At 64.4% G+C, this 19,949-nt stretch carries 22 protein-coding genes and 1 riboswitch; of the genes, 10 read left to right on the top strand and 12 right to left on the bottom strand.

Annotated features, from left to right (window positions below):
• Positions 1–15: 15 nt before the first annotated feature.
• A complete protein-coding gene (gene ispG, locus RHIBR816_RS0107820; RefSeq protein ID WP_018235973.1) occupies positions 16–1,269 on the bottom strand; it encodes a flavodoxin-dependent (E)-4-hydroxy-3-methylbut-2-enyl-diphosphate synthase in 1,254 nt (417 codons plus the stop codon).
• A 197-nt stretch (positions 1,270–1,466) separates the two neighbouring features.
• Positions 1,467–1,544: riboswitch (SAM riboswitch) on the top strand.
• 60 nt (positions 1,545–1,604) lie between these two features.
• Between ispG and metA the strand changes: the two genes are divergently transcribed.
• The 4 genes from metA to RHIBR816_RS0107795 all read left to right on the top strand — a co-directional run bounded on the left by metA (position 1,605) and on the right by RHIBR816_RS0107795 (position 5,792).
• Complete coding sequence (gene metA, locus RHIBR816_RS0107810) at positions 1,605–2,528, top strand: homoserine O-succinyltransferase (RefSeq protein ID WP_018235972.1); 924 nt, start codon at positions 1,605–1,607, stop codon at positions 2,526–2,528.
• Positions 2,528–3,712 (top strand): VWA domain-containing protein, encoded by a 1,185-nt coding sequence (locus tag RHIBR816_RS0107805; RefSeq protein ID WP_018235971.1) that lies wholly within the window; start codon positions 2,528–2,530, stop codon positions 3,710–3,712. Before metA ends, RHIBR816_RS0107805 begins: the two co-directional genes overlap by 1 nt.
• Positions 3,713–3,794: 82 nt before the next feature.
• Entirely contained in the window at positions 3,795–4,811 is a 1,017-nt protein-coding gene (locus RHIBR816_RS0107800; RefSeq protein WP_018235970.1) for an aldose epimerase family protein, read from the top strand.
• A 234-nt stretch (positions 4,812–5,045) separates the two neighbouring features.
• Complete coding sequence (locus tag RHIBR816_RS0107795; RefSeq protein ID WP_018235969.1) at positions 5,046–5,792, top strand: sulfite exporter TauE/SafE family protein; 747 nt, start codon at positions 5,046–5,048, stop codon at positions 5,790–5,792.
• Here the strand turns inward: RHIBR816_RS0107795 and trmD are convergent.
• The 6 genes from trmD to RHIBR816_RS0107765 form a co-directional block, all read right to left on the bottom strand.
• Positions 5,774–6,478: a tRNA (guanosine(37)-N1)-methyltransferase TrmD gene (trmD, locus tag RHIBR816_RS0107790; protein ID WP_018235968.1), complete on the bottom strand. Its 705-nt coding sequence runs from the start codon at positions 6,476–6,478 to the stop codon at positions 5,774–5,776. The two genes, RHIBR816_RS0107795 and trmD, sit on opposite strands and share 19 nt — an antisense overlap.
• Positions 6,479–6,491: 13 nt before the next feature.
• Entirely contained in the window at positions 6,492–7,055 is a 564-nt protein-coding gene (gene rimM / locus RHIBR816_RS0107785) for a ribosome maturation factor RimM (RefSeq protein WP_026186747.1), read from the bottom strand.
• A gap of 132 nt (positions 7,056–7,187) precedes the next feature.
• Entirely contained in the window at positions 7,188–7,562 is a 375-nt protein-coding gene (rpsP, locus tag RHIBR816_RS0107780; RefSeq protein ID WP_018235966.1) for a 30S ribosomal protein S16, read from the bottom strand.
• Between the two features lie 37 nt (positions 7,563–7,599).
• Positions 7,600–7,935, bottom strand: a complete 336-nt coding sequence (locus tag RHIBR816_RS0107775) for a chorismate mutase (RefSeq protein ID WP_018235965.1) — start codon at positions 7,933–7,935, stop codon at positions 7,600–7,602.
• Between the two features lie 29 nt (positions 7,936–7,964).
• Positions 7,965–9,521: a signal recognition particle protein gene (ffh, locus tag RHIBR816_RS0107770; RefSeq protein ID WP_018235964.1), complete on the bottom strand. Its 1,557-nt coding sequence runs from the start codon at positions 9,519–9,521 to the stop codon at positions 7,965–7,967.
• 262 nt (positions 9,522–9,783) lie between these two features.
• Entirely contained in the window at positions 9,784–10,251 is a 468-nt protein-coding gene (locus tag RHIBR816_RS0107765; protein ID WP_018235963.1) for a MarR family winged helix-turn-helix transcriptional regulator, read from the bottom strand.
• A gap of 127 nt (positions 10,252–10,378) precedes the next feature.
• Between RHIBR816_RS0107765 and RHIBR816_RS0107760 the strand changes: the two genes are divergently transcribed.
• The 6 genes from RHIBR816_RS0107760 (at position 10,379) to RHIBR816_RS0107735 (ending at position 16,721) form a co-directional block, all read left to right on the top strand.
• Entirely contained in the window at positions 10,379–11,386 is a 1,008-nt protein-coding gene (locus RHIBR816_RS0107760; RefSeq protein ID WP_026186746.1) for an MBL fold metallo-hydrolase, read from the top strand.
• 90 nt (positions 11,387–11,476) lie between these two features.
• On the top strand, positions 11,477–12,382 hold the full coding sequence (gene dapF / locus RHIBR816_RS0107755; RefSeq protein WP_198294136.1) for a diaminopimelate epimerase: 906 nt from the start codon (positions 11,477–11,479) through the stop codon (positions 12,380–12,382).
• A complete protein-coding gene (mtaB, locus tag RHIBR816_RS0107750; protein WP_018235960.1) occupies positions 12,379–13,653 on the top strand; it encodes a tRNA (N(6)-L-threonylcarbamoyladenosine(37)-C(2))-methylthiotransferase MtaB in 1,275 nt (424 codons plus the stop codon). Before dapF ends, mtaB begins: the two co-directional genes overlap by 4 nt.
• Before the next feature lie 15 nt (positions 13,654–13,668).
• On the top strand, positions 13,669–15,342 hold the full coding sequence (ftsY, locus tag RHIBR816_RS0107745) for a signal recognition particle-docking protein FtsY (RefSeq protein WP_018235959.1): 1,674 nt from the start codon (positions 13,669–13,671) through the stop codon (positions 15,340–15,342).
• A 159-nt stretch (positions 15,343–15,501) separates the two neighbouring features.
• Positions 15,502–16,134 carry a septation protein A gene (locus RHIBR816_RS0107740; protein ID WP_026186745.1) on the top strand — a complete coding sequence of 211 codons (633 nt, stop codon included), beginning with the start codon at positions 15,502–15,504 and terminating at the stop codon, positions 16,132–16,134.
• Positions 16,131–16,721, top strand: a complete 591-nt coding sequence (locus tag RHIBR816_RS0107735) for a DUF2585 domain-containing protein (RefSeq protein WP_018235957.1) — start codon at positions 16,131–16,133, stop codon at positions 16,719–16,721. Before RHIBR816_RS0107740 ends, RHIBR816_RS0107735 begins: the two co-directional genes overlap by 4 nt.
• A 214-nt stretch (positions 16,722–16,935) precedes the next feature.
• On the opposite strand, the gene RHIBR816_RS0107730 is transcribed toward RHIBR816_RS0107735, so the two are convergent.
• From RHIBR816_RS0107730 to ccmA, 5 genes are all read right to left on the bottom strand, one after another.
• Positions 16,936–17,547 carry a DsbE family thiol:disulfide interchange protein gene (locus tag RHIBR816_RS0107730; protein ID WP_018235956.1) on the bottom strand — a complete coding sequence of 204 codons (612 nt, stop codon included), beginning with the start codon at positions 17,545–17,547 and terminating at the stop codon, positions 16,936–16,938.
• Positions 17,544–17,720, bottom strand: coding sequence for a heme exporter protein CcmD (ccmD, locus tag RHIBR816_RS0107725; protein ID WP_018235955.1), 177 nt, complete (start codon positions 17,718–17,720; stop codon positions 17,544–17,546). The genes RHIBR816_RS0107730 and ccmD overlap by 4 nt, the downstream gene beginning before the upstream one ends.
• Positions 17,717–18,487 carry a heme ABC transporter permease gene (locus tag RHIBR816_RS0107720; protein WP_018235954.1) on the bottom strand — a complete coding sequence of 257 codons (771 nt, stop codon included), beginning with the start codon at positions 18,485–18,487 and terminating at the stop codon, positions 17,717–17,719. Before RHIBR816_RS0107720 ends, ccmD begins: the two co-directional genes overlap by 4 nt.
• A 144-nt stretch (positions 18,488–18,631) precedes the next feature.
• Positions 18,632–19,291, bottom strand: coding sequence for a heme exporter protein CcmB (gene ccmB / locus RHIBR816_RS0107715; protein ID WP_018235953.1), 660 nt, complete (start codon positions 19,289–19,291; stop codon positions 18,632–18,634).
• Complete coding sequence (ccmA, locus tag RHIBR816_RS0107710) at positions 19,288–19,911, bottom strand: heme ABC exporter ATP-binding protein CcmA (RefSeq protein ID WP_018235952.1); 624 nt, start codon at positions 19,909–19,911, stop codon at positions 19,288–19,290. The genes ccmB and ccmA overlap by 4 nt, the downstream gene beginning before the upstream one ends.
• Positions 19,912–19,949: the final 38 nt, after the last annotated feature.

The raw sequence follows: 19,949 nt of genomic DNA, 5'->3' as shown, positions 1-19,949 counted from the left end.
GCGCAGATAACGGCGCTATTCGGCAGCCGCCTGGCCGTGGCCGAAGCGCTTCTCGATATAGTCGGCGACGAGAAGCTGGAACTCCTCGGCGATCCTCGGGCCGCGCAAGGTCATCGCCTTCTGGCCGTCGATGAAGACCGGTGCGGCCGGCATCTCGCCGGTGCCCGGCAGCGAGATGCCGATATCGGCATGCTTGCTCTCGCCGGGGCCGTTGACGATGCAGCCCATCACCGCGACCTTCAGCGCCTCGACGCCCGGATATTTCTCACGCCAGACCGGCATGCTGGCGCGGATGTCCTCCTGGATCTTCTGGGCAAGCTCCTGGAAGACGGTGGAGGTGGTACGGCCGCAGCCGGGACAGGCGGCGACGACGGGAATGAACTGGCGGAAGCCCATGACCTGCAAAAGCTCCTGCGCCACCTGCACCTCGCGGGTGCGGTCGCCGCCGGGCTCGGGGGTGAGCGAGATGCGGATCGTATCGCCGATCCCCTGCTGCATCAGGATGCCGAGCGAGGCGGAGGAAGCGACGATGCCCTTGGTGCCCATGCCGGCCTCGGTAAGGCCGAGATGAAGCGCATGGTCGGAGCGGGCGGCAAGCATCGCATAGACGGCAATCAGGTCCTGGACGCCGGAAACCTTGGCGGAGAGGATGATGCGGTTGCGCGGCAGGCCGAGTTCCTCGGCAAGGTCGGCCGAGAGCAGCGCCGACTGCACGATCGTCTCGCGTGTCACCTCTTGCGCCGTCAACGGCGATCCGTTGGCCTGGTTCTCGTCCATCAGTCGCGTCAGCAGTTCCTGGTCGAGCGAACCCCAGTTCACGCCGATGCGCACCGGCTTGTCGTAGCGGATCGCCATCTCGATGATCTCAGCGAACTGCTTGTCCTTCTTGTCCTTGAAGCCGACATTGCCGGGATTGATGCGGTATTTCGCCAGCGCCTCGGCGCAGGCCGGGTGATCGGCGAGCAGCTTGTGGCCGATATAGTGGAAATCGCCGACGAGCGGCACGTCCATGCCGAGACGCAAGAGCCTTTCGCGGATCTTCGGCACGGCGGCAGCACTTTCGTCGCGGTCGACGGTGATGCGCACCAGTTCGGAGCCGGCCTTCGAGAGTGCCGCCACCTGCGCCACAGTCGCGTCGATGTCGGCCGTGTCCGTGTTCGTCATCGACTGGACGACGACCGGCGCAGCACCGCCGACGATGACGCCGCCGACATCGACGGCGACCGAGGCGCGGCGCGGCTTTGGCTCGAAATCGAAGGCAGAAGACATGAAGGCCTCTTCTTGGGTCCCTTTTGCTGCGAACGCACCCGCGTTCCGCTGTCGCCTTTCAGGTGGCGAAGGAAAGCGTGCTTGTCAACGGCAACATCATGCGCTGACGGCGAATTGATGGCAGGCGGCCGTTCGGCGCGGGGCCGCAAACCTCAAGACTCCTTTTCCATTGACCACCAGCCCCCCGCCGCGCTATCAAACGGTCCTGTGGTGATTTGGCCGGCCGGCTTGCAGCCACGTTAAAGAAATCGCTAAAGGGCCGAGGAAGAACGGATTTCCGAGGACCGGTCGCGATCATTTCGCCGCCGGTTTTTTTGTATTGATCGAGTGGAACCATGCCCATCAAGATTCCCGATACGCTGCCCGCCTTCGAAACCCTCGTCAGCGAGGGCGTGCGGGTGATGACCGAGACGGCGGCGGTCCGCCAGGACATCCGGCCGCTGCAGATCGGGCTCTTGAACCTGATGCCGAACAAGATCAAGACGGAAATCCAGATCGCCCGGCTGATCGGCGCGACGCCGCTGCAGGTCGAGCTGACGCTGGTGCGTATCGGCGGCTACCGGCCGAAGAACACGCCCGAGGAGCATCTGTTCGCCTTCTACGAGACCTGGGAGGAGGTGAAGGGCCGCAAGTTCGACGGTTTCATCATCACCGGCGCGCCAGTCGAGACGCTGGACTATGAAGAGGTCACCTATTGGGACGAGCTCAAGCGCATCTTCGACTGGACGGAATCGCATGTGCATTCGACGCTGAACGTCTGCTGGGGGGCGATGGCGGGGATCTATCATTTCCACGGCGTGCCGAAATATCCGCTCAAGGAAAAGGCCTTCGGCGTCTACCGCCACCAGAACCTCAAGCCCTCCTCGGTCTATCTGAACGGCTTTTCCGATGACTTCGCCGTCCCTGTGTCGCGCTGGACCGAGGTGCGCCGCGCCGATATCGACCGGGTGCCGAGTCTCGAGGTCCTGATGGAATCGAAGGAGATGGGCGTTTGCCTGGTGCACGAGAAGAAGGGCAACCGGCTCTACATGTTCAATCATGTCGAATATGATTCGACTTCGCTTTCGGACGAATATTTCCGCGACGTGGACGCTGGCGTGCCCATCAAGCTGCCGCACGACTACTTTCCGCACAATGATTCGACCCTGCCGCCGCAGAACCGCTGGCGCAGCCATGCGCATCTCTTTTTCGGCAACTGGATCAACGAGATGTACCAGACGACACCCTACGAGCTCGACAAGATCGGCAGCGGAGAGTGATGTTCATCCCCTTCTTCCTCGAACTGAAGGCTGAGAAGATCCCGGTGACGCTCCGGGAGTTTCTGTCGCTGATCGAAGGAATGGAGAAGGGGATCGCCGCCTTCGACGTGGAGGCGTTCTATTTTCTCGCGCGCACGGCGCTGATCAAGGACGAGCGGTATATCGACCGTTTCGACCGGGTCTTCCGGCGCACCTTTGCCGGGCTCGAAACGGTCTCGCCGCCTGAGGGGCTTGCCGAGGCCGTCCTCCCCGAGGAGTGGCTGAGAAAGCTCGCCGAGAAACATCTGACTGAGGACGAGAAGAAGCTCGTCGAGGCGCTCGGTGGCTTCGACAAGCTGATGGAGACGCTGCGCCAGCGGCTTGCGGAGCAGACTGGCCGCCACCAGGGCGGCTCGAAATGGATCGGCACCGCCGGCACCTCGCCCTTCGGCGCCTATGGCTACAATCCCGAAGGCATCCGGATCGGCCAGGAGAGCTCGCACCACCGACGCGCCGTCAAGGTCTGGGACCGGCGCGAATTCAAGGACTACGACGACACGGTCGAGCTTGGCACCCGCAACATCAAGGTGGCGCTGAAGCGGCTCAGGCGCTGGGTGCGACAGGGGGCGGCTGACGAGCTCGACCTCTCCGGCACGATCCGCTCCACCGCGGAGCACGGCTATCTCGACGTGGTGACCCGGCCGGAGCGGCGCAATGCCGTCAAGCTCCTGATGTTCTTCGATGTCGGCGGATCGATGGACGACCACATCCGCATCGTCGAGGAGCTGTTCTCGGCGGCGCGCGCCGAGTTCCGGCACATGGATTACTTCTACTTCCACAATTGCGTCTATGAGGGCCTGTGGAAGGACAATCGCCGCCGCCGCTCCGACATCACCCGCACCACCGAACTCCTGCGCACCTATGGCGGCGACTACCGCGCCATCTTCGTCGGCGACGCCGCCATGAGCCCTTACGAGATCAGTCATCCGGGCGGCTCGGTCGAGCACTGGAACGACGAGGCGGGAGCACTTTGGCTGGAGCGCCTGACGACCCATTTCCCGCGCTCGGTCTGGCTCAATCCGGTGCCGGAGGATCATTGGCGCCACACCCATTCGATCGGCATGATCCGCGCGCTCTTTCACGGGCGGATGTTCCCGCTGACGCTCGCCGGCCTGCAGGCGGCGACCAAGGAATTGTCGCGCTGAAAAGTGTGACTTTCCGGTTGCCGCGCCCCCGGAAATGACGCAGTTTGTCGCCCGCTTGGATAGTGCCGCGAGGGGAGAAAAGATGAGCACCGATACGGAAATCTTCGGCCACCTGCCGTCCGGTGAACCGGTGCATCGGCTGACGCTCACGGGCGGTGGGCTGACGGCCAAGGTGCTGACCTGGGGTTCGGTCATCCAGGACCTGCGGCTCGAAGGCCATGCGGTCCCGCTGGTGCTTGGCTTCGAGGATTTCGACAGCTATCCGGCTCATTCCTCCTATTTCGGCGCCACGCCCGGCCGCAACGCCAACCGCATCGGCGACGGGCGCTTCACGCTCGACGGCAAGGCATTTGAGCTCGAGCTCAACGAGAAGGGCGTAACGCATCTGCACGGCGGCAGCGACAATATCGGCAAGCGCAACTGGACGATCGTCGAGCGGGCGGAGGATAGCGTGACGCTCAGGATCACCGATCCCGATCGCCGCGCCGGCTATCCCGGCAATTGCACGGTCACCTGCACCTATACGCTGAAGCCCGGCGGGACGCTGAACGTCCTCTACGAAAGCGAAACAGACGCGCCGACGCTCGCCAATGTCTGCCAGCATAGCTATTTCAATCTTGACGGCGGCGAGGAGGCGCTCGGCCATGACATCATGATCGCCGCCGACCACTATCTGCCGACGGACGAGCGGCTGATCCCGACCGGCGAGATCCGCCCCGTCGCCGGTACCGCCTTCGACCTCCGCGAGATGATCTCGCTCAAGCGCCAGATGGAAGGCGACAGGATCGCCTATGACCACAATTTCTGCCTCTCGCCGGAGCGCATGCAGAAGCGCTCGGTGGCGCTGGTGCGCAGCATCAATTCCGGCGTGTCGCTGGAAGTGCTGACCACCGAGCCCGGCGTCCAGCTCTATACCGGAGCCAAGCTGAACGTGCCGGTCCCGGGCCTCGAGGGCCGCCGCTACGGCCCCTTCGCCGGCTTCTGCCTCGAAACCCAGATCTGGCCCGATGCGGTGAACCACGAAGGGTTTCCGAAGGCGGTGCTCAGGCCGGGCGAGGTCCTTCGGCAGGAGACGGACTACGTGTTCGCGAAGAGTTGAGAGGCTGCGCGATAGAATCCGTCCCCCACCGGCGTCGTTGCCCGTCCCTCACGTCTCTGGAGTCATGTTCTGCCCAATGGGCTTGCGGTCGATTGCTCAAGCCGCTATCCCCGAATTACAGCGCCGCGCGTCCAATTGGACGCGCAAAGGTCGCTGTAACACTTTGAATTACTGCATGATTCCTCAAATCGATTCCGATTTTAGGAATCATGCAGTCGATTTTCGAGGCCGGCCATGACGATTTTCCAGGCGCTGTTGCTTTTTGTTGCTGGATTCCTGTCCGGTGCAGTCAACGCCATTGCCGGCGGCGGGACGTTTCTGACCTTCGGCGCCATGACGCTCGGCGGCCTGCCGCCGATCGTCGCCAATGCCACCTCCTCGATCGTCCAGTTTCCCGGCTACGTCACCTCGGCCCTCGCCTACGCCAAGGAGATCCGCGCCGACCGGAGGAATGCCGTCCTGCTCGGCGTCATTTCGGCGATCGGCGGGCTTGCGGGCGCGCTTCTCCTGCTGTCGCTCTCCAACCCGTCGTTCCGTGCGATGGTGCCCTGGCTGCTGATTGCCGCGACAGCGATCTTTGCGGCTGGGCCGCTCCTGAAGCCGAAGGCCCGCAGCGATGAGCACCGGATCGGCCCGCTCGGCGTGGCGAGCCAGATGGCGACATCCGTCTATGGCGGGTTCTTCGGCGCCGGCATGGGGATCATGATGCTTGCGGTGCTCGGGCTTGCGACCGGCGGCAGCTATCACCGGCTGAACGCGCTGAAGAACTTTATCTCGATCGTCATCGCGCTGATCGCCATCCTGGTGTTCGCCGCAGGCGGCGTCGTTTCCTGGCTGCATGCGGCGATCATGGTGCCGGGTGCCGCACTTGGCGGCTATTCCGGCGTCTGGGCCGCCCGACGCGTCCCGCAGGCCGTCATTCGCGCCATCGTCGTCGCTGTCGGCCTGCTGCTCGCCGCCTATTATTTCTTCACCGGCTGAGCCGAACTATCCTTCAGTAGATCCGGTCGACGTTCCGCCGTCAGCCGGCGCGCTTCGGCCTCGCGCCACTTGGCGACAGCGCCGTGGTTTCCCGAGGTCAGCACCGCCGGAATCTCATGGCCTTCGAAGACCTGCGGCCGGGTATAGTGCGGATGTTCGAGCAGCCCGCCCTCGAAGCTCTCATGCACGCCGGACAAGTCATTGCCCATCACGCCGGGGAGGATCCTCACGACCGCATCGAGCAGGACCAGCGCCGCCGGCTCGCCGCCGGAAAGGATATAGTCGCCGATCGAGACCTCTTCGAGATTGCGCGCGTCGATCACCCGCTGGTCGACGCCTTCGAAGCGCCCGCAGACGATAACGACGCCGGGGCCGGCGGCAAGCTCGCGCACACGCTCCTGCGTCAAGGGCAGGCCGCGCGGGCTCATCAGTAGCCGTGGCCGCTCGTCCTTTTCCGAGACGTCGTCGATGGCGCGGGCGAGAACATCCGGCTTCAACACCATGCCGGCGCCGCCACCGGCCGGCGTATCGTCGACGGTGCGGTGCTTGTCCTCGGCGAAATCGCGGATCTGCACCGCCTCGATCGACCATTGGCCGCGCTCCAGCGCCTTGCCGGCGAGCGACACGCCGAGATGCCCCGGAAACATCTCCGGGTAAAGTGTCAGGACCGTCGCGCGAAAGGGCATTGTTGGTCTACGCTCACTTGCGCTTCGTCGGGAATTGCTTGTCGAGGCTCTCGTCCTTGTCGTCGACGAGCCCGGCGGCGACCGGATCGACCAGCAGCTTGCCGGCCTCGAGATCGATTTCCAGCACCGACCACTCGGTGAACGGGATCAGCACAGGCCGCCGGCCAGGCCCTTTCAACTCCAGGAGATCGCCGGCGCCGAAGTCGAAGACGCCGGTCACAGAGCCGTAGCTCTTGCCGGTGCCGTCGACCGCCTCCAGCCCTTCGAGATCGGCATAGAAAAACTCGTCCTCGTCGAGATCGTCGTCGGGGAGATTGTCGCGCTCGATGAAGAGTTCGAGGCCGTTCAGCGCTTCCGCCGCGGTTCGGTCGTTGATGCCGCGAAAGCGGACGATGACCACGTTCTTCGCTTCACGGATCTCCAGCACTTCGAAGACACGGCCGTCCTCGCTGTGCAGATTGCCGTAGTCGCCGAGTGCCGTCGGATCGTCGGTAAAGGACTTCACCCGCACTTCGCCGCGCAGGCCTTGCGCCGCACCGATCGTCGCCATCAGGACAGGGTTTTCGAGCTTGGTCATTTTCGGCATCCAGGCAGGAGGGTTCTTGCCACCGCTCCAATTCTTTGCCCGCTCCAATTGTTTTAACGTGCACATAAAGCAAAACGGGCGGCATGAAAATGCCGCCCGTTTGCCACATCGTTTCGACGGATATTATTCCGCGGCTGCTTCCGCAGCGGCAGCGGCTGCATCTTCGGCCTTCTGCTTGGCTTCGGCGGCACGCTCCTGTGCCTTCTTGCCGGGCTGTGCCTTGGTCGGGTTGTTGCGGGCCGGGCGCTTGGCAAGGCCAGCCTGGTCGAGGAAGCGCAGGACGCGGTCGGTCGGCTGGGCGCCCTGGGCGATCCAGTGGCTGACGCGCTCGGCGTTCAGCTCGATGCGCTTTTCATCGTCCTTGCCGAGCATCGGGTTCCAGGAACCGATCTTTTCGAGGAAGCGGCCGTCACGCGGGCTACGCGCATCGGCAACGACGATCTGGTAGTAGGGGCGCTTCTTGGAACCGCCACGGGCGAGACGAATTTTCAGTGCCATTTCAGTTACTCCTTGCAGGCTTTCTTGACCGCTTCGTTCAAGCGGAACGGGTGGTGCCGGCGCTGCCCGCGGGCTGCGAGCGATCGGCGGCGATGGCTTCATGATGCCGGATGACTTCCTTGATGATGAAGTTCAGGAACTTCTCGGCGAAATCCGGGTCCAGATTGGCGTCCTTGGCCAAATGGCGAAGGCGTTCGATCTGGTATTCTTCGCGCGCCGGATCGGCCGGCGGCAGTTTGTGCTTGGCTTTGAGAACACCGACCGCCTTGGTGCAGCGGAAGCGTTCAGCCAGCATGTGGACGAGCGCGGCATCGATATTGTCGATCGACTGCCGGTAGCTCGCCAATTCCTCTTTGATCTCGGGATCAAGCATCCGTCGCGATCCTCATTTCTTCTTAGGCCTCACTTCTTCTTAGGCAAGCCGGGAAGGCCAGGGAAACCGCCGCCGAGGCCAGGCAGCTTGGCACCGCCCAAGCCACCGCCGCCGAGACCCGGAAGACTGCCGGGCCTGCCGAGACCGGCGGCCTCCGCCTGCTTCTGCAAGGCTTCCAGCTGCTTCGGGTCCATCTTCGACAGATCCGGCATGCCGCCGCCCAGGCCGCCAAGGCCCATCTTGCTGGCAAGGCCGCCCATCATCTGCTTCATCATGCCGCCTTTGCCCTTGCCGCCCATCATCTTCATCATGTCCGCCATCTGGCGGTGCATCTTCAGAAGCTTGTTGATGTCGGCGGCATCGGTGCCGGAGCCGCTGGCGATGCGCTTCTTGCGCGAATGCTTGAGCAGATCCGGATTGGCACGCTCGGCCTTGGTCATCGAGGAGATGATGGCGAGCTGACGCTTGAAAAGACTGTCGTCGAGGCCGGCGGCGGCGATCTTGTCCTTCATGCCGGCCATGCCGGGCATCAGCCCCATAATGCCACCCATGCCGCCCATCTTCTGCATCTGGCGCAACTGGTCGGCGAGATCGTTGAGGTCGAACTTGCCCTTGGCCATCTTGGCGGCCATGGCGGCCGCCTTTTCGGCGTCGATGTTTTCCGCCGCCTTCTCGACCAGCGAGATGATGTCGCCCATGCCGAGGATGCGGTCGGCGACGCGGCGGGGATGGAACTCCTCAAGCTCGTCCATCTTCTCGCCGACGCCGATCAGCTTGATCGGCTTGCCGGTGACGGCGCGCATGGAGAGCGCCGCACCGCCGCGGCCGTCGCCGTCCATGCGGGTCAGCACCAGGCCGGTGATGCCGACGCGGTCGTCGAAGTTGCGGGCGAGGTTGACGGCATCCTGGCCGGTCAGCGCATCGGCGACGAGCAGGATCTCATGCGGATTGGACTTCCGCTTGATCTCCGCCATCTCGATCATCAGCGGCTCGTCGATATGGGTGCGGCCGGCGGTGTCGAGGATGACGATGTCATGGCCGCCGAGCTTGGCGGCCTGCACGGCGCGCGCGGCGATATCCGTCGGCGACTGGCCGGCGATGATCGGCAGCGTATCGACGCCGGTCTGCACGCCCAGCTGGCGCAACTGCTCCTGCGCGGCCGGGCGGCGCGTATCGAGCGAGGCCATCAGGACCTTTTTCTTGTCGCGCGTCGTCAGCCGCTTGGCGATCTTGCCGGTGGTCGTCGTCTTGCCCGAGCCCTGCAGGCCGACCATCATGACGACGACGGGAGCCGGCGCGTTGAGGTCGATCGTCACGCCCTCGGAGCCAAGCATGGCGATAAGCTCGTCATGGACGATCTTGACGACCATCTGGCCGGGCTTGATCGATTTCAGGATTTCGGCGCCGACCGCCTTCTCGCGGACCTTTTCGGTGAAGCCGCGCACGACGTCGAGCGCGACGTCCGCTTCGAGCAGCGCACGGCGAACCTCCCGAAGCGCCGCGGAAACGTCAGCTTCCGACAGGGCGCCGCGGCCGGTCAGTCCATTCAATATGGAACCAAGACGGTCCTGGAGGCTCTCGAACATTCTCTCTTCCTTCTGGTTTCCGGTTCGCTTCAGACTCGCCGAAAACTTGGGTACCCTCGCGCGGAAAACAAGGCGCAAAGCCAAAAACCACCCGAGGGCGCAACGCGCTGTCGGGTGTTGACCTCCGGGCTCTCTTTATACCTTGCGGGGCCCGGTCGGCGGCTTCGAAGTCATCACTTGCGAAGGAATTTGCCGTGATAAACAGCAAGGCGACCGAAAAGTCAAGTTAGGGGAGAACCTTGCGCGACGAGGAAAGGCCGCGTCAAGCTCCTTCGCTCACCTGTCGGGCGAGCGTCTCGAAGGCGGCGTCGATCCGTGCCATGACTCTGAGTGCCACGACCACTTCGGTCTGATTGATATCGCCGAGGACCGAATGCAGCATTTCAAGCTCGCGCTGATGGACGGCGTTGAAGAGATCCCTGCCGGCCGGGCTCGGTGCGCAGAAATAGGCCCGCCGGTGTTCCGGATTCGGTTTCTTCTCGACCAGCCCTTTCTCGATCAGGCCGGCGGCGACGCGCTGGACGAACTGGCGCTTCATCGACAGCCGCCTGGCCGCCTCCGGCACCGTCAGCGGCTCCTCGCACAGGAGTTCCAGCACGGCGCGCTCGACAACGCTGATTCCCGCGCCCTCGAGCATCTTCTCGACTGTCCTGCTGACGTTGAGATGCACGGGCCTGACGAGTTTGATGGCTTTGTAGAGCCGTTCCTGTCTGTCGAATCGGGCAAGCATGACCGCATGGTAGCAATCGAGTTGTCATTCTCAAGAAATTCTTAACGGATTTTGCCTCCACACTGTGATCGGGCGCCGGAGCGCCTATCTTTTCGGCATCAAGGCAATCGGACAGCTTGGGACGGCAATGGGCAAAGGCGGCAATCGCTACTACAACGGACCCGTTTCGGATCATTTCGACGGCGTTCGCTTCTTCAATCCCGGCGGCATGGCGCCGCGCGGCTTTGCCGACCTGTTGCGCTGGCAGCTGCGCGGCAAGCGCGTGCGGTGGCCGAGATACTACGAAAGCCCCTTCGTCGAGGTCCGGCCCGAACTCAATGTCGACGGCGACCGGCTGCGGGTGACCATGATCGGGCACGCGACGCTCCTGATCCAGGTGGCCGGCCTGAACATCCTCACCGATCCGGTCTGGTCGCATCGGGTGAGCCCTTTCGCCTTTGCCGGGCCGCATCGGCATAATGCGCCGGGCATTCACATGGACGACCTGCCGCCGATCGACGTCGTCCTCGTCACCCACAATCACTACGACCATCTCGATGTCGAAACAATCGGCACGCTGCATGCCGAGCACGCGCCGCTGATCGCAACGCCGCTCGGCAACGACACGATCATCCGCCGCGCCGTTCCGGATGCGGAGATCGCCGTTCTCGATTGGGGCGAGCGGATCGAGATCGACGACGGCGTCGTCATCCACGCGGAGCCTTGCCACCATTGGTCGGCCCGCGGCACCCGCGACAGGCGGATGGCGCTCTGGGCCGCCTTCGTCATCGAGACCCCGGCCGGCAAGATCTACCATGTCGGCGACACCGGCTTCCACGGCGGCATCAACTATCGCGCCGCCCGCGACAAGCATGGCCCGTTCCGCCTCGCCAACCTGCCTTTCGGCTGTTACGAGCCGCGCTGGTTCATGGAAAGCCACCACCAGAATCCGGAAGAGGCGGTCATGGGCATGCTCGCCTGCGGCGCCGAACACGTGGCGGGACACCATTGGGGAACGTTCCGTTTGACGGACGAGGGCATCGAGGAGCCATTGAGGGCGCTGGAGGCCGCACTCGACAAGGCCGGCATCGAGCCAGGCCGCTTCCGGCCGCTGAGGCCCGGCGAAGTCTTCGACATTCCCGCCTCGGCGGAATAATGCAGCACTGGTAATTTCCGGGCTTTTCCGCCATATACAGCCCGAATGAACGGCCCCCGGGGTCGAGAGCCGAGTTTGGACAATCGCGACATGGCCGATCACGTGCAATTTGCCAGGATGAACGGGCTTGGAAACAAGATCCTGGTCGTCGATATGCGCGGCCGCAAGGATCGCGTCACGCCTGCGGCGGCGATCGCGCTCAATGCCGATCCGGCGACCGCGTTCGACCAGATCATGGCGATCCACGATCCGAGGGCCGCCGGCACCGATGCCTGGATCGACATCGTCAATTGCGACGGCTCGATGGCGCAGGCCTGCGGCAACGGCACCCGCTGTGTCGTCCAGGCGCTTGCGGCCGAAACCGGCAAGAAGGCTTTTCTCTTCCACACGGTCGCCGGCCTGCTCGAGGCGAAGGAGCATGACGACGGCACGATCTCGGTCGACATGGGAGCCCCGCGCTTCGGCTGGAACGAGATCCCGCTCGCCGAGGAATTCCATGATACGCGGCGGATCGAGCTGCAGATCGGGCCGATCGACGATCCGGTGCTGCATTCGCCCTCGGTCGCCTCGATGGGCAATCCGCATGCGATCTTCTGGGTGGAAAACGACGTCTGGAGCTACGAGCTCGAGCGCTTCGGGCCGCTGCTCGAAAATCATCCGATCTTTCCCGAGCGCGCCAACATCTCGATCGCCCGTGTCCGTTCGCGTGAGGAGATGGACCTCAGGACCTGGGAGCGCGGCGCCGGGCTGACGCTTGCCTGCGGCTCCGCCGCCTGTGCCGCCGCGGTCAGCGGCGCCAGGACCGGCCGCACGGATCGGACCGTGACGGTGAACGTGCCGGGCGGGCCGCTGAAGATCGAATGGCGCGAGCGGGACGACCACGTCATCATGACGGGGCCGGCCGAATGGGAATGGTCGGGCACGCTTGATCCCGCCACCGGCGCCTATCAGCGCGACCATGTCACCACCGGCGCAAACGGAGCGCGAGCGCTTTGAGCGGCGTCGAGGTCATAACCTTCGGCTGCCGCCTCAACACCTATGAATCGGAAGTGATGCGGGCGGAGGCCGAGAAGGCGGGGCTGAACAACGCCATCCTCGTCAACACCTGCGCCGTCACCGCGGAGGCGGTGCGCCAGGCGCGCCAGGCGATCCGCCGCGCACGCCGCGCCAATCCGCACGCCCGCATCATCGTCACCGGCTGCGCCGCCCAGACGGAGAAGAAGACCTTCGCCGAAATGGCCGAAGTGGATGCCGTGCTCGGCAATGAGGAGAAGCTCAAAAGCGCCTCCTATCGTTCGCTGCCGGATTTCGGCCTCTCGGCCGAGGAGAAGCTGCGCGTCAACGACATCATGAGCGTGCGCGCCACCGCGCCGCAGATGATCAAGCACATCGACGGCCACGTGCGCGCCTTCATCCAGGTGCAGAACGGCTGCGATCACCGCTGCACCTTCTGCATCATCCCGTATGGCCGAGGCAATTCCCGCTCAGTGCCGATGGGCGCCGTCGTCGACCAGGCGCGGCGCTTGGTCGAAGGCGGCTATCGCGAGATCGTGCTGACTGGCGTCGACGCGACGAGCTACGGCGCCGATCTTCCCGGAACGCCGACGCTCGGGCTGCTCGCCAGGACGTTGCTGAAGCAGATTCCGGAAATCCTGCGCCTGCGCCTTTCCTCGATCGACAGCATTGAGGCGGACAGGCATCTCCTCGACCTCATCGCCGACGAGCCGCGTTTTATGCCGCATCTGCATCTGTCGCTGCAACACGGCGACGACCTGATCCTGAAGCGCATGAAAAGGCGGCATTCGAGCGCCGACGCCCGTGCCTTCTGCGACGAGGTACGCGCCTTAAGGCCCGAGATCAGCTTCGGCGCCGACATGATCGCCGGCTTTCCGACCGAAACGGAAGAGATGTTCGAAAACGCCGCGCGCCTTGCCGAGGACTGCGGCATCGCCCATCTGCACGTCTTCCCCTATAGCCCCCGCCCCGGCACGCCGGCCGCCCGCATGCCGCAGCTCGACCGCGCGCTCGTCAAGGACCGCGCCGCGCGACTGCGCGCGCGGGGGGCAGAACTCTACGCTGCCCATCTCGACCGCATGGTCGGCGGCAAGCAGACGATTCTCGTCGAGATGAACGGCCTGGCGCACACGGAAAACTTCACGCTCGTCGATGCCGCCGGCCTCGAGCCGCGCTCGCTGCTGGAGGTGACGATCTCCGGCCACGATGGCAAGCATCTGGCGATGCAACGAAAACAGATGGCTGCGGCCTGACACCCGGACATTCCCATGGCGATTGGTTTCATCAAGAAGATCTTTTCCTTCGGCAAGGACACCGTCGAAGAGAAACCCGTGTCGCCGCAAGAGGTGGCGCCGGAGGCCCCGGTTATCCCTTCGACGAGCGCCGAGGATGATCGGACTGCCATCGACGAGGCGAAGGCTGGTGCGGACGAGATCGCGCCATCCGCTGACGCGCCGGATGAAAGCGGTACTGTTGATGAAGCCTCTGGGGTGAGTGCCGACATCGCTGCTGGCGAGAGCTTTGCCATCGAAGACGAGCGGCCGCCCCATCCAATCTCCCCCCTTGTGGGGGAGATGCCCGGCAGGGCAGAGGGGGGTGAAGCCCCTTCCGGAGACGCTCCGTTTGCCGGTGAAGCTGCGATACCCCGCTCTGCCCCTTCGGGACATCTCCCCCACAAGGGGGGGGAGCCGATGGCGGCCGAGGCACCCCCTGCGGACGAGGGGGCCGTCGTCGAGGCGGCAGAGGCCGGTGGTGCAGACGAAATTGCGCCGACAGGCGAGCCCGCCCCGGATGAGGTTGATACCCCTGGCGAAGAAGTCGACGAAAGCGCCGCGATAGACGACCAGAGCGCGCCCCATCCACTCTCCCCCCTTGTGGGGGAGATGCCCGGCAGGGCAGAGGGGGGTGCCCCCTCCACGGACCAGGCCGCGCTCCGCGACGAAGCCGCACCCGCACTCCCCAAAGGCTTCGCCGCCTCCGACAAGCGTCCCAAGGAAGCAGCGCTTGTCCCCCAGCCGCAGCTTTCCTGGTACCAGCGGCTGCGCCGCGGCCTCGCCCGTACCTCATCGCAGCTCACCGGCCAGATCGCCAGCCTCTTCACCAAGCGCAAGCTCGATGAGGCGACGCTGCAGGATCTGGAAGACCTGTTGATCCAGGCGGACCTCGGCGTCGAGACGGCAATGCGCATCACCGACACGCTCGCCTCCGAGCGCTACGGCAAGGACGTGACCGGCGAGGATGTCTCGCGCATCATGGCCGGCGAAATCAGCAAGGTACTGGCGCCGGTCGCCAAGCCGCTTGAACTCGACCTCAGCCACAAGCCGCATGTGATCCTTGTCGTCGGCGTCAACGGCACCGGCAAGACGACGACGATCGGCAAGCTTGCCGCCAAGCTTTCCGGCGCCGGGCTGAAGGTGATGCTCGCGGCCGGCGACACGTTCCGCGCCGCGGCGATCGAGCAGTTGAAGATATGGGCAGAACGGACGAAGTCCGACATCGTCGCCTCGAAGCTCGGCGCCGACGCCGCGGGTCTTGCCTATGAGGCCTACCAGCTCGCCCGCGAAAAGAAATCGGACGTGCTGATCATCGACACGGCCGGTCGGCTGCAGAACAAGGCCGAGCTGATGGCCGAGCTCGAGAAGATCGTCCGCGTCCTCGGCAAGCTCGATCCCGATGCGCCGCACACCGTCCTGCAGACGCTCGATGCGACGACCGGGCAGAATGCGCTGCAGCAGGTCGAGATCTTCCGCAATGTCGCAGGCGTCAGCGGGCTGATCATGACCAAGCTCGACGGCACGGCGCGCGGCGGCATCCTGGTGGCGATCTCCGCCAAGCACAAGCTGCCGGTCTATTTCATTGGCGTCGGCGAAGGAGTGGACGATCTCGAACCCTTCGAGGCGAAGGATTTTGCCGAGGCGATCGCCGGCGTCGCCGCCGGCTGATCAAGAAACGCGAAGCTTGCGGCGGCAACGCCGGTTGATATGGTTTTGCCGCAATGCTGGTGTTATGAGCGGCCAGAGAGCGGGACGAGGAAAAGTGTGAAGCGGTTTTCCGCCCGCGTCCCGCTCCAGCAAGGTGATATGACAGAACAGGATCCGCACATGTCGACAATCGAGGCCGAGAAGCCCCGGACGGAGGTAAGCCCGCTCCTGAAGCTCGTGCTGGAGCTCGGGCCGCTCATGGTTTTCTTCTTCGCCAATTCGCGCGGCGACTGGCTGGCTGCGCGTTTTCCCGTGCTAGCCGAGCTCGGCGGTCCGATCTTCATTGCCACCGGCCTGTTCATGGCGGCGACGGCCGCGGCGCTGATCGTCTCCTGGATCATGACGCGCACCCTGCCGATGATGCCGCTCGTCTCCGGCATCGTCGTCTTCGTCTTCGGGGCGCTGACGCTGTGGCTGCAGAACGATACCTTCATCAAGATGAAGCCGACCATCGTCAATACGCTGTTCGGCGCGATCCTGCTCGGCGGGCTCCTGTTCGGCAAATCGCTGCTCGGCTATGTCTTCCACGCCGCCTTCAAGCTCGACGAAGACGGCTGGCGCAAGCTGACAATCCGCTGGGGCGTGTTCTTCCTGTTCCTTGCCGTCCTGAACGAGATCGTCTGGCGCTCCTTCTCGACCGACTTCTGGGTCGCCTTCAAGGTCTGGGGAACGATGCCGATCACCATTCTCTTCACGCTTGCCCAGATGCCGCTGATCATGAAGCACTCGCTGGAACAGGAGAGTGCCGAGTGACGATTGCCGCCGGTACCGACGACAACAGACAGCGCGCCTGGATCTGGCTGGTCGCCTGCCTCGGCGTCGTCGCGATCCAGATCCTGACGCAGTACCTGATGGGACGGCTGTGGATCTGCGAATGCGGTTACGTGAAACTCTGGGAGGGCGCCGTCAATTCGAGCGGCAACTCGCAGCACATTTCCGACTGGTACACGCCGTCGCACATCATCCACGGCTTCCTGTTCTACGGCCTCGGCTTCCTGCTGCTGCGCGGCAGGCCCTTGAGCGCCCGCCTGTTGCTCGCGACCGTCATCGAGTCGGCCTGGGAAATCGCCGAGAACACGCCGATGGTGATCAATCGCTACCGCTCGGCGACGATCTCGCTCGACTATTTCGGCGACAGCATCCTGAATTCCACCATGGACACGCTCGCCATGGCCGCCGGCTTCCTGCTGGCCTCACGGCTGCCGGTGGCGTTGACCGTCACGATCGCGATCGTCCTCGAGCTCTTCACCGGCTGGCTGATCCGCGACAACCTGACACTCAACGTGCTGATGCTGGTCTGGCCGCTGGATGCGGTGAAGGCGTGGCAGGCGGGGCTTTAGCGGTCGTCCGAATATTCCCCTCATCCCGCTGCCGCGACCTTCTCCCCGCAGGCGGGGAGAAGGGACTTCGCGGAAACGCCGAACGCCCTCTTAACGCAAGGCGTTGGAAGGGGAAGCCGCGTTTCCGTTACCTTCCCGCAGGCGGTTCGACGAGGATGAGCGGGCGCCACGAGTCCCCTTCGCCCCGCGCGCGGGGAGAAGGTGGCAACCCCACCTACGACCCCGCCAGCGCCTTCTCGATCGCCGGCAGCAGCCCTTCCTTCAAGGTCTTTTCGTCGAACGGCCCGGCGCGCTTGTAGAGGATCGTGCCGTCGGCGCCGACGAGGAAGGATTCCGGGATGCCGTAGACGCCCCAGTCGATCGCCGCCTTGCCGTTCGGATCGATGCCGACCGCGGAGAACGGATTGCCGAGTTCACCGAGGAACCGGAGCGCGTTGTCGTTGCGGTCCTTGTAGTTGATGCCGACAATGGTCAACCGCGGGTCCTTGGACAGTTCGAGGATGATCGGATGCTCCTGCCGGCAGGGCACGCACCAGGACGCCCAGACGTTGACGAGCGTCAGCCTGCCCTTGACGGCCGCATCGGTGAGCGCCGGCATCGGCTGGCCGGAAGGCGTCGTGGCGCCTTCGAGCGGCGGCAGATCGAGCTTCGGCGCCTTGGTGCCGATCAGAGCCGAGGGAATTTCGCTGATATCCCGGCCGGAATTCAGCTGGCTCCAGAAGATCAGCGCCAGCGCCGCGAAGATCAGAAGCGGAAGCGCCGCGAAGAGATAGCGCAGGGCACCGGGCCTGCGCTCGTCCGGCTGCGGCGCGGGTGTGCTCGTCATTTGCCCGCTCCGTTTGGCATTTCCGCCGAACGGCGGCGAATGCCGGCGGCCTCGAGCGCCTTCAATTCCCGCCGCCGGGCGCGGCCGTCGCCGATGACCCAGAGGGCCAGCCCCGCGACGATGGCGAAGGCCACGGCATAGCTGGCAAAGACATAGGCTGCATGGCTCGTCATGGCGCGAGCGTCTCCCGGCCGGCATTGCGGGCCGCCTGGCGGCGGAGCGACGTCACCCGGCGGCGCCAGATCTCGTTGCGCATGGCGGCGATGTGCAGCGTGAAGAACAGAAGAGTGAAGCCGGCCGCCATGACAATCAGCGGCCAGAGGAATTCCGGATCGATGGTCGGCCCGTCGAGGCGCACGACGCTTGCCGGCTGGTGCAGCGTGTTCCACCATTCGACCGAGAACTTGATGATCGGGATATTGACGAAGCCGACCAGCACCAGCACCGCCGAGACGCGTGCGGAGCGGGCCGGATCCTCCATGGCGCGGTTCAGCGCCATCAGCCCGAGATACATGAGGAACAGCACGAAGACGGAGGTCAGCCGCGCGTCCCACACCCACCAGGTGCCCCACATCGGCTTGCCCCACAGCGAACCGGTGACGAGCGCCAGGAAGGTGAATGAGGCGCCGATCGGTGCCGCCGCCTTGCCCGAAACATCGGCGAGCGGATGGCGCCACACCAGCGTGCCGAGCGCCGAGATCGCCATCACCGTGTAGCACATCATCGACAGCCATGCGGCAGGCACGTGCACGTACATGATGCGCACCGTCTCGCCCTGCTGGTAATCGCCTTCGGTGGTGAAGGACAGCCAGAGCCCGGCGGCGAAGGCGAGAACGGTGAAAGCGGAAAGCCACGGCAGCACGCGATCGGCGAGCGCCAGGAACCGGGTCGGGTTGGCGAGATCGCTGAATTTGCGGATGGCCAGGCTGTTTTCGCTCATGACGGCTCTTTAACGCGGAAGGCCGTCTTCCGCAATTGACCCCGGTCAATCACAATTGCGTCAATGCCGCGGTTTTGAGACAACGCATGCATAAAACAAGGACGCGAAGCGCGACGCACAGATCCCGTCCGAACACGACACGCTTCAGTCGGCCGAATGTCTCAGCGCCGCAGCCGCCGCCACCGGCCCGACGACCGCGAAGAACAGGGTTAGCGCCATCAATATCATGAAAGGCGGCAGGAAGGGGGCAGGGTCTTCGACCGCCGCATAGACCGCGCTGACCCCGAAGATCAGCACGGGGAGGGCGATCGGCAGCACAAGAATCGAGACGAGCAGCCCGCCGCGTGGCAGCGCCACGGCGACGGCGGCGCCGACCGCGCCGATGAAGGTGATCGCCGGCGTCCCGGCAAGCAGCGTCAGCACGGTGGCGCCGATGGCGAGTTCGTCCATGTTCATGAAGAGGCCGAGAAACGGCGAGGCGACGACCAGCGGCAGGCCGGTGGCGGCCCAATGGGCGGCGCATTTGACGAAAACCGTGAGGATCAGCGGCGTCTCGTGCATCAGCATGAGATCGAGCGAGCCGTCTTCGCGCTCCGCCTGGAAAAGCCGGTCCAGGCCGAGAAGCGAGGCGAGCAGCGCGCCGATCCATAGGATCGCCGGGCCGATGCGGGAGAGCAGGTTGAGATCCGGACCGACACCGAAGGGGATGACCGAGACGACCGTCATGAAGAAGAGCACGCCGATCATCGCACCGCCGCCGGCGCGCACCGAAAGCTTCAGGTCTCGGAAGAAGAGGGCGATCAATGCACGAACCCCGTCATCTGCAAAGTCTTCGCCTGTCCAATTCCCAGCGATTGGTGGGTGGCGGCAATGACGATGCCACCGCGCTCGAGATGGTTCGTGACCAGTCCGGCAAAGAGCCTGTCCGCGCCGGCATCGAGAGCCGCGGTCGGCTCGTCGAGAATCCAGATCGGCCGGTAGGCGACGAGAAGCTTCGCCATGGCCATGCGTCGCTGTTGCCCGGCGGAGAGATAGCCGAAGGGCAGATGGGTGATGCCGGCAAGACCGACGGCCGCGGCGGCGGTCGCGAGATCGCTAGCGGAGCCGCCCGGTGAATTGCCGAGAAATCGCTGCCAGAAGGAAAGATTTTCCTCGACGGTCAGTTCCCGCTTCATCGCATTGCGGTGACCGAGATAGTGGCTGAGCTCATGCGGATGCGCGAAGCCGGAGGGTCCGTCGGCGAGGGATATCCGCCCCGATTCGGCCTGCAGGAGACCCGCCAGGACACGCAGCAGGGTCGACTTTCCCGAGCCGTTCGGCCCGGTCACCACCAGCGCTTCCCCACCCGCAAGCGAAAAGGAAATATCGTGGAAAATCAAGTCTTCGCCTCGCCTCGCACTCAAACCCTCAACCAGCAGGCGCATCAATTTCAAGCTTTCCTTGACGCTCTTTTCCGCAGAGC

Origin of the sequence: Ensifer sp. BR816 (assembly GCF_000378985.1) — a bacterium.
Lineage (GTDB): Bacteria > Pseudomonadota > Alphaproteobacteria > Rhizobiales > Rhizobiaceae > Sinorhizobium.
This window is presented reverse-complemented; position numbering and strand designations above follow the sequence as displayed.